This is a genomic window from Bradyrhizobium sp. AZCC 2230 (assembly GCF_036924495.1).
In the GTDB taxonomy this organism is placed as follows: domain Bacteria; phylum Pseudomonadota; class Alphaproteobacteria; order Rhizobiales; family Xanthobacteraceae; genus Bradyrhizobium; species Bradyrhizobium rifense.
This window is the reverse complement of record NZ_JAZHRS010000001.1, coordinates 6,455,093-6,469,407: the sequence shown is the minus strand read 5'-3', so window position 1 is coordinate 6,469,407 and position 14,315 is coordinate 6,455,093. Positions and strand designations below refer to the sequence as shown.

Below are 14,315 nucleotides of genomic sequence, written 5' to 3'. Positions count from 1 at the left end.
GATGCCTGATTCAGAGCCTATTCACGACAATCCGCGCAACACGGCCAATCTGCCGGCCGTGGTGGCGCCCGGCGAAGTGCTGCGCCCGACAGCGGATGGCTGGCTGCTGCGCGCCATCCGCACGCTGTTCGGCTGGAAGGCCGGATCGGTGCGCGACGATCTCCAGGTCGTGCTCGATGCGACGACGCCCGACGACACCGGCTTCTCCGCGGTCGAGCGCACCATGCTGCGCAACATTCTCGGCCTGCACGAGCGCCGCATCGCCGACGTCATGGTGCATCGTGCCGACATCATCGCCGTGAAACGCGATATCCCGCTCGGCGAATTGATGGACCGTTTCGAGAGTGCGGGCCATTCGCGCCTCGTGGTCTACAACGAGACGCTCGACGACCCCGTCGGCATCGTCCACATCCGCGACCTGCTCGCCTTCATGACCTCGCGTGCGCGCGTGTCGGAGGCCACCAAGACCAAGCGCAAGAAGCCGCTGCCGGCCGGGCTCGATTTGCGCACCGTCGATCTCGCGCTGCCGCTGCATGAGGCGCGCATCATCCGCAAGCTGCTCTATGTGCCGCCATCGATGCGGGCGATCGATTTGCTCGCGCAGATGCAGGCGACGCGCATTCACCTGGCGCTGGTCGTCGACGAATATGGCGGCAGCGACGGGCTGGTCTCGCTCGAGGATATCGTCGAGCAGATCGTCGGCGAGATCGACGACGAGCATGACAGCGACGAGCCGCCGTCGATCGTGCGGCTGCCCGACAACGCCTTCATCGCCGATGCCCGCGCCAGCCTCGACGACGTGCGCACCGTGATCGGCGAGGACTTCGTCACCGGCGAGGCCGGCGAGGAAGTGGAGACGCTGGGCGGCTATCTCGTCAGCTTCGTCGGACGCCTGCCGGTGCGCGGCGAGGTGATCTCGGGCCCCGGCCATTACGAGGTCGAGGTGCTCGATGCCGATCCGCGCCGCGTCAAGCGGCTGCGCATCTCGACGCGGAAGGAGCGCCCCGCGCCGCGCACCCAGCGCGAGAGCCGCCGCCGCGAGGCCCCGCCCGAGAGCGGCCAGCCGCCGGCCGGTGACACGCCGACCCCGCCGCCTGCCGACGGGACCGGCTCGCAGTGAGCGCGTTTCCGCGACTTCGGCAAATTGCGCTTGCCATCATCCTGACCTGGGGGTGGAAGCGCGCGCTGCTGGCGATGGCGTGCGGTGCGCTGTCGGTGCTGGCGCTGGCCCCGTTCAATTTCTTTCCGGTTCTGTTCATCACCTTCCCCGTGATGGTGTGGCTGATCGATGGCGCCGGAGCCGGACGATATCGTGGCGTTCCCGCCGCGGCGCTGACCGGCTATTGGTTCGGGCTCGGCTATTTCGTCCCCGGCCTCTACTGGATCGGCATCGCGTTCTTCGTCGACGCGGATGTGTTCGCCTGGCTGACGCCGTTTGCCGTGCTGGGCCTGCCGGCCTATCTCTCGATTTTCACCGCGATTGGTTTCGCGCTGGCCCGCCTGCTCTGGACCAAGGATGCCACCCGCATTCTCGCGCTCGCCGCGAGCCTCACGGTCGGCGAATGGTTGCGCGGACACGTGCTGACCGGCTTCCCCTGGAACGCCTTCGGCTATGCGCTGTCGGAGCCGCCGGCGCTGGCGCAGACCGCCTCGCTGATCGGGCAGTGGGGCATGACCTTCCTCACGGTCGCGATCTTCGCGAGCCCGGCAGTGCTGATCGACCGCACGCGCGATCGCAGCCTGGCCTGGCGCGTGCCCGCCGCGGCCATTGCGCTGCTGTTCGTCATGGGGATCTTCGGCGCCATCCGCATGGCGCTGCATCCGACCACGATGGTTGCGGGTGCCAAGCTGCGCCTGATGCAGCCGAACCTGCAGCAGGACCTGAAATTCAACTACGCCGCCAAGGCGGAGGTGATGAAGAAATATCTCGCGCTGTCGGACCGCGCCTCCGGGCCGCAATCGACCGGCGTGAGCGCTGCCACGATTTTGATCTGGCCGGAATCCGCCTTCCCGTTCTTCCTGACCCGCGAAGCCGACGCGATGGCGCAAATCGCCGAACTGCTGCCCAAGGGCACGGTGCTGATCACCGGATCGGTCCGCGCCCCCGACCTGCCGCCAGGTACGCCGATCACGCGAGCCTATAATTCGATCTACGTGATCGATCACGACGGCAGCGTGCTTGCCGTCTACGACAAGCTGCACCTGGTTCCGTTCGGTGAATATCTTCCCTACCAGGGTTTGATGGAGAAGCTCGGCTTCGAACAACTGACGCGGATGCGCGGCGGCTTCATTGCCGGCACGGTGCGCCACGTGCTGCCGGTGCCGGGCGCACCGCCCGCACTGCCGTCGATCTGCTACGAGGCGATTTTCCCCGGCGAGGTCGGGACGCGTGACGAGCGCCCGGGCTGGATGGTGAACCTCACCAATGACGGCTGGTTCGGCATTTCGACCGGTCCGTATCAGCATCTGGAGCAGGCGCGGATGCGCACCATCGAGCTCGGACTGCCGCTGGTCCGCTCCGCCAATACCGGCATCTCGGCCGTGATCGATCCGGTCGGACGCACGGTGGCCAGCCTTGGTCTCGGAATCGAAGGCATTTTGGATGCAAACCTGCCCACCTCAATCCCGCCCACCATCTATGCGAGAGTCGGTGACATCCCCGCAGCCATGCTCGTCGCGCTGGCTGTGATTTTGGCGGTGCGACGACGTGTTGCCAAACGGCACCCCTGATCGTGCCGTCGCTAGCGGTTTCCGGCGAGGCGGCCGGAAACCTTTGACAACCGCAGTCCCACGGTTGACAGACTGCACGCGGGCTCCCCATTCTGCACCGGCTGCACAAGACAGCGGTGCATTGCTAAATTTCTCCGCAATGTTTCCCCAATCAGGGTGAAGTTTTGACGTCGCTGTCACCTGAGGCAATACTTCTATTGCGCCGACGGTGGTGTTTGGAGGGCTGAGGAAATGTCGAAAGCGCCCAACCCTGTTGACAAATATGTCGGCAGTCGCGTGCGCATGCGCCGCATCATGTTGGGCATGAGCCAGGAAAAGCTCGGCGAAGCTTTGGGCCTGACATTCCAGCAGATTCAGAAGTACGAGAAGGGCACGAACAGGGTCGGCGCAAGCCGCATCCAGCAGATTGCCGAGATTCTCCAGGTGCCGGTGTCGTTCCTGTTCGAAGGCGGACCGAGCGGCGTGGCGGGCCCGAACGGCTTCGCCGAAGGCGCTTCGCCGTCCTACGTCTCCGACTTCCTCGCGACCTCCGAAGGGCTCGCGCTGACCAGGGCGTTCACCCGAATCACCGATTCGAAGCTGCGCCGTTCGATCGTCGATCTCGTCGAGCAGATCGCCGCCCGCGAAGGCCCGGACAAGCGCTGACGCGCCAACCCATTCCGATTTGAGACTGCGCCAAATCTGGCCTATGTCGTCATTTGCGGGCGCTCTTCAGCGCGCCTCCGCTGAGATAATGCGATTCGAAGGCACAGATACGTTCATGGCGAACTCCAATTCGTTCGATTCCCAAACTATTCTCGCTGGTATCCGCCGCTGGGTGGAGATCGAGACGCCGACGGAAGTGCCTGACCAGGTCAACAGGCTGGTCTCCGTGGTTGCCGACCATTACCGCGATCTGCCCGTCACGCTCGAACGCGTCGCCGGCGTCGATGGCTGCGGCGATCATCTCGTGGTGCGTTCGACCTGGGGTCAGGACCGGCCCGGTATCCTGGTGCTCAGTCATCTCGATACCGTTCATCCCATGGGCTTTATCGAACGTCTGCCTTTCAAGGTCGAAGGCGACAGCGCATTCGGTCCCGGCATCTACGACATGAAGGGTGGTGCCTACATCGCCCATCACGCCTTTCGCGAGCTTTGCGCTGCGCCCGAGCGTCCGCCGCTCGGCATCACCCACATGTTCACCTCCGACGAGGAGATCGGCAGCCCGACCTCGCGCGCGCTCATCGAGGCGGAAGGGCGCAAGGCCAAATATGTGCTGGTGACGGAACCGGCGCGCGACGGCGGCAAGATCGTCACCGGACGCAAGGGCGTCGGGCGATTCAAGATTTACATCAAGGGCGTGCCCGCGCATGCCGGCTCGCGGCCCGAAGACGGCCGCAGCGCCGTGCGCGAGCTCGCCAACGTCATCCAGACGCTGGAAGGGATGAACGATTTGAAGCGCGGCGTCACCGTCAATGTCGGCGTGGTGCGCGGCGGCACGCGGCCCAACGTCACGCCGGAAGAGGCCTATGCCGAAGTCGATCTGCGCGTGCCGAGCTTCAACGATGCCGAAGAGTTCGTCGCCAGGATCCTCGGACTGACTTCGAAGACCGACGGCGTGACCGTCACCGTCACCGGCGAGCTCAACCGTCCTCCTTACGAGAAGGGCAATGCGGGTGCCTCACTCTATGAGCATGCCAAGACCATCGCCGCGGAGATCGGCTTCGAGCTGATCGACACCCACACCGGCGGCGGCTCCGACGGCAATTTCACCGCGCCGTACACCGGCACACTCGACGGGCTCGGCGTCGACGGCAAGGGCGCACATACTCACTATGAGCAGCTCTACGTCTCCTCGCTCGAGCCGCGCGCGCGGCTGCTCCATCGCCTGTACCAGACGCTGCGATGAGCGAACGCAAATCAGATCCTGATCGCGCCGACGGCGAGCGCGCCTTCTTCGGACGGCGCAAGGGCCACAAGCTCAGGCAACACCAGGCCGAGCTGGTCGATCATCTGCTGCCGCATCTTTCGCTCGACATCACGACGGAGAGACCGGCGAGCGCCGCTGAGATCTTCGATCCCGCGGCCGAAGATTTGCGGCTCGAGATCGGCTTCGGCGGCGGCGAGCATCTTGCCGCAGAGGCGCAAAACTTCACGACGACCGGCTTCATCGGCTGCGAGCCCTATGTCAACGGCATGGCCAAGATCCTCGCGCAGATCGAGGCCGCCAACATCACCAATATCCGCCTGTTCGCCGGCGATGCCGCCGAACTGCTGGCCTGGCTGCCGGACGCCTCGCTGTCGCGGATCGATCTGATCCACCCCGATCCCTGGCCGAAACGGCGACACTGGAAGCGGCGCTTCGTTCAGGACCGCACGATCGTCGCCATGGCGCGCGTGCTGAAGGCTGGCGGTGAATTCCGTTTCGTCTGCGATATCGACGAATACTGCGCCTGGACGCTGTCGCATCTTGCGCGCGCGCCGGACTTTCAATGGCTTGCGGAACGCGCCGATGATTTTCGCCAGCCCTGGGCCAGCTACACCATGACGCGCTATGGACGAAAGGCCGCACGCGAAGGACGCAAGGCGGCGTATTTGCGATTTCGCCGAAGCTAGATCGTTCGCCGGTTGCGCCAGAAATTGACGACGCGCTCTGCCGTCGCCGGCATCAGGCGGGTAAAATTCGTTCGGGCTTGCTCAAGATCGGCATCGGCCGGCATGCGATGCGGCCCGTACCACATCAGGATCAGCGCGCGCACCGTGGGCCAGCCGAGATTCAGGACACGGCCGAGGATCAGGATCGGATCGTAGCGGTCGCCCGCGATCAGGCGATCGAGCATCGAAAGCCTGACGCCGGCCATCGCCGAGAGCGTGGCGACCGATTCCTCGTATTTGTGCGCCTTGGCAAAACCAAGCAGCGCGCTTTCGCCGAGATGGCCGCCGCGATGCAGGCCAAGCACCGTGCGCTGCGCGGCCGAGAAATCGCGCCGCGGGCCGGGCGGCAGCTTTGCTTCCTCGATCGAAGCCATGGCGCGCCTGATCTCGACCTGGCGCGTCGGATTGACCACGCTGGACAGGCGACGGCGAATGACATCGAGCGTGCCGTCCAGGAGTTCCTTGAGGTGCTCGCCGGAGAGATCCTCGCGCTGGCCGATCTTGAGCGTCAGCACGCCATCCTGGCTCGCGCGCTTGATCAGCTCCGAATAGCCCCCGGCTGAGAAGATCGCACCGGCATTGCCGGCGGCGCGACGCACCACGTCGCGATCGCCGCGCTCGACCAGCACGTCGGTGATCTCAGTCGACAGGGTCGGCCGTTCCGTCATCGCCAGCAGATGGCCCTGGCCCTTCAACCGGGCGATCTCGACGAGCGCGGCTTCATCGAGCACGGGCGAACGGCGCAGCACCGGACCCGCCACCAGGATTTCGTTTTCACGCGCGAGCTGGCCGACCAGATGAGGCGGCGCATTGTCCAGCCGCGAGAAGCGCTCGGCGAGATCGACGCGCGAGGCAAGCTCCGCATGCGGGACGAGATCGATCAGGAGATTGTCGAAGAGATCGACGAGTTCGGGACGGAGTTTTGGGGCGTCCTGAAAGAACAGCGCGGCAATGGCGCTCGCGATCTCGCCACGACGACGCGGATCGCCGCGTTTGACGATATCGTCCAGTCCGGGAATGAGCGACGTGGCAACGGTCATAAAACGCAACTCGGATTCTGGCACGCCGTGGGCGCGCCATAAGCTCAAGCCGCCCCACAACCGGGAAATTTAGGCCCGTTTCATGAAAGAAGCGTTGCTCCCGGGGAGCCTGCCGGGTCGCAAAAAGCCCGCATCCGGCTGCGATGGGCCTTGTCCGGGCAGGCGGAAAGGGCTATATCAGCGCCAATTCATCTTCTCATACGATCCGCGTAGTGAGAGTGGGCCCGAAAGGACCCGCTCTTTTTTATTACCTGAACGCGGCTTGGCGGAAGATGCAGCCCGACGGAGCGTCGGGAAAGTTCCGAAGCGGGCTTTGACGTTTTAACCAAGCCTTAACCATCGAGACTATCGAGCGCCTTGACCCCTGATATGACCGAACCGAACACTGGTTCCACCGATGCCGAATTGCTGGCCGAGCCGAGGCTCGTGGTCGAGCCGGGCGCGGCGGCGCGGGTGTCTGCGGTCGCGGCTCCGGTGCTCGAGGGCATGGGTTATCGCCTGGTGCGGATCCGCATTTCCGGGGAATCCGGCTGCACCGTGCAGATCATGGCCGAGCGGCCGGACGGCTCGATGCAGCTCGAGGATTGCGAGGCGATCTCAAGGGCGCTGTCGCCCGTGCTCGACGTCGCCGACCCCATCGATCGCGCCTATCGGCTGGAGATCTCCTCGCCGGGGATCGACCGTCCGCTGGTCCGCCGCTCCGATTTCGAGCGCTATTCCGGCTATCTGGTGAAGATCGACATGGCGGTCGCTCATGAGGGACGGAAACGGTTCCGCGGCACGCTCGGTGCCGTCGAAGGCGACCGCGTGCATTTGCATCGCGACGACGCCAAGCCGAACGACGATGCCGACGTTCTCCTGACGATGGAGGATATTGGCGAGGCGCGGCTGGTGCTGAGCGATGAGCTGATCGCGGAATCCATGCGCCGCGGCAAGGCCGAGGAGCGCAAGATGCGCCGCGATCTCGGCATCGCGCCGCCGCAGGCACCGCACGCGGAGATCAGTGCGAAGACCACCAAGAACACCAAGCCGAAAAAGAAGCCGGCCCCGACCAATACGAAGAAACATCGCCTTGCTGCCGAACGTGCGCGGCGCGGCGAGATCGAGCCTGACGAAGGAGACTAGCCATGGCAGTCAGCGCCAATCGACTTGAATTGCTCCAGATCGCCGACGCCGTCGCCCGCGAGAAATCGATCGACCGCGGCATCGTCATCGCGGCGATGGAGGATGCCATCGCCAAGGCCGCGCGAGCCCGTTACGGCAGTGAGACTGACGTTCATGCCGAGATCGACCCGAAGAAGGGCGAGCTGCGGCTGTCGCGCCACATGCTGGTGGTCGAGAAGGTCGAGAACCACTCCAACCAGATTTCGCTGGTCGATGCACAGCGCGCCAATCCCGGCGCCCAGGTCGGCGACACCATTGCCGACACCCTGCCGCCGCTGGAATACGGCCGCATCGCCGCGCAATCGGCCAAGCAGGTGATCGTGCAGAAGGTGCGCGAGGCCGAGCGCGACCGGCAGTATCAGGAATTCAAGGACCGCATCGGCGACATCGTCAACGGCGTCGTCAAGCGCGTCGAATATGGCAGTGTCATCGTCGATCTCGGCCGCGGTGAAGCCATCATCCGTCGCGACGAGATGTTGCCGCGCGAAGTGTTCCGCAACGGCGACCGCGTCCGCGCCTACATCTTCGACGTCCGCCGCGAGACCCGCGGTCCGCAGATCTTCCTGTCCCGCACCCATCCGCAGTTCATGGCAAAGCTGTTCGCGCAGGAAGTGCCTGAGATCTATGACGGCATCGTCGAGATCAAGGCGGTCGCCCGCGATCCGGGCTCGCGCGCGAAAATCGGCGTGATTTCCCGCGATTCTTCGGTCGATCCGGTCGGCGCCTGCGTCGGTATGCGCGGCTCGCGCGTGCAGGCCGTCGTGAACGAACTGCAGGGCGAGAAGATCGACATCATTCCCTGGTCGCCCGACATCGCGACCTTCGTGGTCAACGCGCTGGCGCCCGCTGAAGTCTCCAAGGTCGTCATCGACGAAGACCGCGAACGCATCGAGGTCGTGGTGCCCGACACCAACAACCAGCTTTCGCTCGCGATCGGCCGCCGCGGCCAGAACGTCCGTCTCGCCTCGCAGCTCACCGGCTGGGACATCGACATCCTGACCGAGCAGGAGGAATCGGAGCGCCGCCAGGCCGACTTCGAGAACTCCACCCGCGTCTTCATGGAATCGCTCAATGTCGACGAAGTCGTCGGCCAGCTGCTTGCGTCCGAAGGCTTCACCTCGGTCGAGGAACTCGCGATGGTGGATCTCAAGGAGCTCGCCGGAATCGAGGGCTTTGACGAGGAAACCGCGCAGGAACTGCAGACCCGCGCCCGCGAATATCTCGATCAGCAGGAAGCCGAGATCGAGGCCCGCCGCAAGGAACTCGGCGTCGAGGACGCCGTGAAGGACGTGCCCGGCGTGACCTCGAAGATGCTGGTGAAGTTCGGCGAGAACGACATCAAGTCGGTCGAGGACCTCGCCGGCTGCGCCACCGACGATCTGGTCGGCTGGACCGAGCGCAAGGAAGGCGGCGAGCAGACCAAATTCGCCGGCGCGCTCGATGGCCTCGGCGTCTCCCGCGACGATGCGGAAGCCATGATCATGCAGGCCCGCGTCAAGGCCGGCTGGATCACCGAAGCTGACCTCGCCAAGCCGGCCGAAGAGGCTGAGGCGGCCGAAGATCAGCCGGCTTAAGGGCGAAGGAGGATGTCGCCCGGATGCTTGCCAGCACTGACAACGAACTCGACCATGGACCGCGGACCGAAAGGTCCGCGACCATGCGCATGTGCGCTGTCAGCCGCGAGGTCCGGCCGATCGACGAGCTGATCCGCTTCGTCGTATCGCCGCAGGGCGACATAGTTCCCGATCTCAAGCGTAAATTGCCCGGACGGGGCATGTGGGTCACGGCATCGCGACAGGTGGTTGCGGAAGCCGTCCGTCGTCACCAATTTACTAAAGCCTTCAAGCGCGACCTGCGCATTCCCCAGACGCTTCCCACCGACATCGATGCGCTCCTGGTTCGGAGCGTGACCGAAGCCCTTGGGATTGCCGCCAAGGCGGGCCAGATCGTTGCCGGCTTCGGCAAGGTGGAAAGCGCCCTGCGGGAAGGCACGGTCGAGGTCCTGATCCACGCCAGCGACGGGGCCGCGGACGGAATCCGCAAATTGGACATGCTGGCGCGTCAAAATGCCGGAAATCGCGGTGCCGAGCCGCAGATTCCCGTCGTGACGGCCCTGAAATCGATAGAATTGGATTTGGCACTTACCCGGTCAAATGTGATACATGCTGCCCTGCTCGCGGGCCCGGCGAGCAAGTCATTCCTGTCACGTAGCCAGATGCTGGTCCGATACCGGATGGCGGACGCTGACAAGACTGCCGAAAAGCCCGGCCAGGATTTCTGAAGATAACGACGACCCAATAAGACGGTGCGGCAACGCACAACACTGATAAATCAGGATTAGGACTGCTGAATGGTTGATACCAAGACCCCTGACGACAAGAAGCTGAGCGTTCCGAGCAAGACGCTATCGCTCAAGCCGCGCGTCGAAACGGGCACTGTGCGCCAGAGCTTCAGCCATGGCCGCAGCAAGCAGGTCGTGGTCGAGAAGCGCGGCAAGCGCCGTATCGACGGCAGCCCTGAGCCACAGGCGCCGACGGTTGTTGCAAAGCCGGCGCCGGCTGCACCTGCGCCCGCCCCGTCACGCCCGGCACCGCCGCGCAACGCCGGTTCCGGCGTGGTGCTGCGCACGCTGACCGAGGACGAACGTTCCGCGCGCGCCAGCGCGCTGGCCGACGCCAAGGTGCGCGAAGTCGAAGAACGCCGCCAGGCCGAGGAAGAGGCCCAGCGCCGCACCGTTCGCGAGGCCGCCGAGCGCGCCGAGCGCGACGCCGCCGAATCCCGCCGCAAGGCCGAGGAAGAGCGCCACCGTCACGAGGACGAGGCCAAGCGCAAGGCCGAGACCGAAGCCAAGAAGCGTTTTGGCGAAGGCGAGCAGGCGGCATCGGCCGCGCGTCCCGCGGCGGCCGCCCCGGTGGCAACCAGTGCTCCGCGTCCCGCGCCGACCACGACGCGACCGGGAGCGACGACGACCGCTCGCCCGGCAACGACCACGACGCGGCCGGGCATCCCGGCGGCTCGTGCGCCCGGCGTCGCGGCAGGACCGGACGAGGACGAAGGTCCGCGTCAGATCCGTCGCGGCCCCGGCGGCGCAGCGCGTCCTGTGGTGGCGCCCAAGCCGACCCACAAGCCCAGCCCGCAGAAGGAGCGCGGTCGCCTGACGGTCGTGACCGCATTCAATGCCGACGACGTGCGCGAGCGTTCGATCGCCTCGTTCCGCCGCCGCACCCAGCGCCTGAAGGGCCATGCCGCGAACGAGCCGAAGGAAAAGCTGATCCGCGAGGTGGTCATTCCGGAAGCGATCACCATCCAGGAACTCGCCAACCGCATGGCCGAGCGCGCGGTGGAAATCATCCGCATGCTGATGAAGCAGGGCGCGATTCACAAGATCACCGACGTGATCGACGCCGACACTGCGCAGCTGATCGCCGAAGAACTGGGTCACACCGTCAAGCGCGTTGCCGCGTCGGACGTTGAAGAAGGCCTGTTCGACGCCATCGACGATTCCAACGACACCGAGACGCGCTCGCCTGTGGTGACCGTGATGGGTCACGTCGACCACGGCAAGACCTCGCTGCTCGACGCGCTCCGTCATGCCAACGTGGTGTCCGGCGAAGCCGGCGGCATCACCCAGCACATCGGCGCCTATCAGGTGCTGTCGCCCGAGAGCGGCAAGAAGATCACCTTCATCGACACGCCCGGCCACGCCGCGTTCACCGCGATGCGCGCCCGCGGCGCCAAGGTCACCGACATCGTCGTGCTGGTGGTTGCGGCCGATGACGGCGTCATGCCGCAGACCGTCGAAGCCATCAACCACGCCAAGGCGGCGCGGGTGCCGATCATCGTTGCCATCAACAAGATCGACAAGCCCGATGCCCGGCCCGAGCGCGTCCGCACCGAGCTGCTCCAGCACGAAGTGCAGGTGGAATCCTTCGGCGGCGACGTCGTCGACGTCGAAGTGTCCGCCAAGAACAAGACCAATCTCGACAAGCTGCTCGAGATGATCGCGCTTCAGGCCGATATCCTCGACCTGAAGACCAATTCGGAGCGTCCGGCCGAGGGCACCGTGATCGAAGCCAAGCTCGATCGCGGCCGTGGTCCGGTCGCGACCGTGCTGGTCCAGCGCGGTACGCTGCGGGTCGGTGACATCATCGTCGCCGGCGCCGAAATGGGCCGCGTCCGCGCGCTGATCTCGGATCAGGGCGAGACGGTGCAGGAGGCCGGCCCCTCGGTGCCGGTCGAAGTGCTCGGCTTCAACGGTCCGCCGGAAGCCGGCGATCGTCTCGCGGTCGTCGAGAACGAAGCCCGCGCCCGCCAGGTCACGAGCTACCGCGCGCACCAGAAGCGCGAGAACGCGGCTGCCTCGATCTCCGGCATGCGCGGCTCGCTCGAGCAGATGATGTCGCAGTTGAAGACGGCGGGCCGCAAGGAATTCCCGCTGATCATCAAGGCCGACGTGCAGGGCTCGCTGGAAGCGATCCTCGGCTCGCTGGAGAAGCTCGGCACCGACGAAGTCGCAGCCCGCATCCTGCATGCCGGCGTCGGCGGCATCTCGGAATCCGACGTGACGCTTGCGGAAGGCTTCAACGCCGCGATCATCGGCTTCTCGGTTCGTGCGAACAAGGAGGCGGCTGCGGCCGCCAAGCGCAACGGCATCGAGATCCGCTACTACAACATCATCTACGACCTCGTGGACGACGTGAAGAAGGCGATGAGCGGCCTGCTCGCGCCGACCTTGCGCGAAACCATGCTGGGCAATGCTTCGATCCTGGAGATCTTCAACATCTCCAAGGTCGGCAAGGTTGCCGGCTGCCGCGTCACCGACGGCACCGTGGAACGCGGCGCCAATGTGCGCCTGATCCGCGACAACGTCGTCGTGCACGAAGGCAAGCTGTCGACGCTGAAGCGCTTCAAGGACGAAGTGAAGGAAGTCCAGTCCGGCCAGGAATGCGGCATGGCCTTCGAGAACTATCACGACATGCGTGCCGGTGACGTGATCGAGTGTTATCGCGTGGAGACGATCCAGCGCTCCCTGTAAGTCCAAATCTTACCGAAGCGCCCGGATCTTTTTGAGCTGAAATTGCGGGAGTGCGATGGCCGGATTTTTTCCGGCCATCCACGCCTCATTCGTTCCAACAGGACAAATGACAATGCTCGTGTCCCAAACGCGGGCAACGACGAGGTGATTTTCGACTATGCCGCGCCATCATCAGAAAAAAAGTTTCGCGCCCGGCGGCTCGCAGCGCCAGCTGCGCGTCGGCGAGCAGGTTCGCCACGCGATAGCCGAGATTCTGGCGCAAGGCGGTGTGCATGATGCGGACCTCGAAGGTCACATCATCACCGTGCCGGAGGTGCGGATGTCGCCCGACCTGAAGCTCGCGACAATCTACGTGATGCCGCTTGGTGGCCGCGACACCGAGCTCGTCATCACTGCGCTCGATCGCAACAAGAAATTCCTGCGCGGCGAAGTCGCGCGGCGCGTTAACCTGAAATTTGCACCTGACCTTCGCTTCCGCGTCGACGAGCGATTCGACGAAGCGGAACGGATCGAGAAGCTTTTGCGAACACCTGCGGTGCAGAAGGACTTGGACAAGAATCTGGAACAGGATCCGGATTCGGATCGGGAAGAAGAACAATGATGATGGACCCGGCTCACGGCACGATCGGCAGCGAAGAGGCCGATACGCGCGACCTGCAGAAAAATAATTTTGCAGATGCCGATGCTCAGCCGCATCAGGAGGCGCGTCGCGTCAACAACGATCCGCGCGCCAATAAGCAGAAGGGCAATCAGCCGCGCCGCGACCGGCGCGACGTGCACGGTTGGGTCGTGCTCGACAAACCGATCGGGATGACCTCGACGCAAGCCGTTGCCGTGCTCAAGCGTCTGTTCAACGCCAAGCGCGCCGGCCACGCCGGCACGCTCGACCCGCTCGCCTCGGGCGGTCTGCCGATTGCGCTCGGCGAAGCCACCAAGACGGTTCCCTTCGTCATGGACGGCCGCAAGCGCTACCGCTTCACCGTGTGCTGGGGGGCGGAGCGCGACACCGACGACATCGAAGGCCAGGTCACCGCGACCTCGGACCAGCGCCCGACCCGTGAGGCCATCGAAGCCCTCTTGCCCCGTTTCACCGGGGTGATCGAGCAGGTTCCGCCGCGCTATTCGGCGATCAAGGTCCAGGGCGAGCGGGCCTATGACCTTGCCCGTGACGGCGAAATCGTGGAACTGGCGCCCCGCCCGGTCGAAATTCACCATTTAACCCTTGTTGATCAACCGGATAACGACCGAGCCGTGTTCGAGGCCGAGTGCGGCAAGGGCACCTATGTCCGGGCGCTCGCCCGCGATATGGGCCGGATTCTGGGCACTTTCGGCCATATCTGCGCGCTGCGGCGGACCCTGGTCGGCCCGTTTGGCGAAAATGACATGATTCCGCTGGATCAGCTGGAGGCTTTGTGCGATAGAGCCGCGTCCGGCGAGGGAAGCCTCGCCGACGCGCTGATGCCCGTTGAGACCGCGCTGGACGACATCCCGGCACTGGCCGTCACTCGGGCTGATGCGGCAAGGCTCCATCGGGGCCAAGCCGTTTTGTTGCGCGGACGGGATGCGCCCACAAGTAGCGGCACAGTCTATGTCACGGTAGCAGGCCGTCTTTTGGCGCTTGCTGAAGTCGGCAACGGCGAAATCATCCCCAAGCGTGTGTTCAACCTGACCGGCTTGACTGCCTCAACCGGTCGCAACGAGAGAAATTGACG

12 protein-coding genes are annotated in these 14,315 nt (G+C 64.8%); 11 read left to right on the top strand and 1 reads right to left on the bottom strand.

Features of this window, described 5'->3' with window-relative positions; genetic code table 11:
* Position 1: 1 nt before the first annotated feature.
* The 5 genes from V1280_RS31010 to trmB all read left to right on the top strand — a co-directional run bounded on the left by V1280_RS31010 (position 2) and on the right by trmB (position 5,325).
* The gene (locus V1280_RS31010) at positions 2-1,120 is read left to right on the top strand and encodes a hemolysin family protein (protein ID WP_334533323.1); all 1,119 of its coding nucleotides are present in this window, start codon (positions 2-4) and stop codon (positions 1,118-1,120) included.
* Positions 1,117-2,730: an apolipoprotein N-acyltransferase gene (gene lnt, locus V1280_RS31005; protein WP_334533321.1), complete on the top strand. Its 1,614-nt coding sequence runs from the start codon at positions 1,117-1,119 to the stop codon at positions 2,728-2,730. Before V1280_RS31010 ends, lnt begins: the two co-directional genes overlap by 4 nt.
* Before the next feature lie 231 nt (positions 2,731-2,961).
* Positions 2,962-3,375 (top strand): helix-turn-helix domain-containing protein, encoded by a 414-nt coding sequence (locus tag V1280_RS31000; protein WP_148773487.1) that lies wholly within the window; start codon positions 2,962-2,964, stop codon positions 3,373-3,375.
* A 115-nt stretch (positions 3,376-3,490) separates the two neighbouring features.
* Positions 3,491-4,618 carry a M20 family metallopeptidase gene (locus tag V1280_RS30995; RefSeq protein WP_334533317.1) on the top strand — a complete coding sequence of 376 codons (1,128 nt, stop codon included), beginning with the start codon at positions 3,491-3,493 and terminating at the stop codon, positions 4,616-4,618.
* Positions 4,615-5,325, top strand: a complete 711-nt coding sequence (gene trmB / locus V1280_RS30990; protein ID WP_334533314.1) for a tRNA (guanosine(46)-N7)-methyltransferase TrmB — start codon at positions 4,615-4,617, stop codon at positions 5,323-5,325. Before V1280_RS30995 ends, trmB begins: the two co-directional genes overlap by 4 nt.
* Here trmB and V1280_RS30985 read toward each other — a convergent pair.
* Entirely contained in the window at positions 5,322-6,404 is a 1,083-nt protein-coding gene (locus V1280_RS30985; protein ID WP_334533310.1) for a DUF2336 domain-containing protein, read from the bottom strand. The genes trmB and V1280_RS30985 overlap by 4 nt on opposite strands.
* 369 nt (positions 6,405-6,773) lie before the next feature.
* On the opposite strand from V1280_RS30985, the gene rimP reads away from it, so the two are divergent.
* The 6 genes from rimP (at position 6,774) to truB (ending at position 14,313) form a co-directional block, all read left to right on the top strand.
* Positions 6,774-7,529 (top strand): ribosome maturation factor RimP, encoded by a 756-nt coding sequence (gene rimP, locus V1280_RS30980; RefSeq protein WP_334533307.1) that lies wholly within the window; start codon positions 6,774-6,776, stop codon positions 7,527-7,529.
* Positions 7,530-7,531: 2 nt separating this feature from the next.
* Positions 7,532-9,142 (top strand): transcription termination factor NusA, encoded by a 1,611-nt coding sequence (gene nusA / locus V1280_RS30975; RefSeq protein ID WP_148773482.1) that lies wholly within the window; start codon positions 7,532-7,534, stop codon positions 9,140-9,142.
* A 23-nt stretch (positions 9,143-9,165) separates the two neighbouring features.
* Positions 9,166-9,849 (top strand): RNA-binding protein, encoded by a 684-nt coding sequence (locus V1280_RS30970; RefSeq protein WP_334533301.1) that lies wholly within the window; start codon positions 9,166-9,168, stop codon positions 9,847-9,849.
* Between the two features lie 69 nt (positions 9,850-9,918).
* Positions 9,919-12,603, top strand: coding sequence for a translation initiation factor IF-2 (infB, locus tag V1280_RS30965; RefSeq protein ID WP_334533298.1), 2,685 nt, complete (start codon positions 9,919-9,921; stop codon positions 12,601-12,603).
* Between the two features lie 157 nt (positions 12,604-12,760).
* Positions 12,761-13,204 carry a 30S ribosome-binding factor RbfA gene (rbfA, locus tag V1280_RS30960; RefSeq protein ID WP_334533295.1) on the top strand — a complete coding sequence of 148 codons (444 nt, stop codon included), beginning with the start codon at positions 12,761-12,763 and terminating at the stop codon, positions 13,202-13,204.
* Positions 13,201-14,313, top strand: a complete 1,113-nt coding sequence (gene truB / locus V1280_RS30955; RefSeq protein WP_148773478.1) for a tRNA pseudouridine(55) synthase TruB — start codon at positions 13,201-13,203, stop codon at positions 14,311-14,313. Before rbfA ends, truB begins: the two co-directional genes overlap by 4 nt.
* The last annotated feature ends 2 nt before the right edge of the window (positions 14,314-14,315 follow it).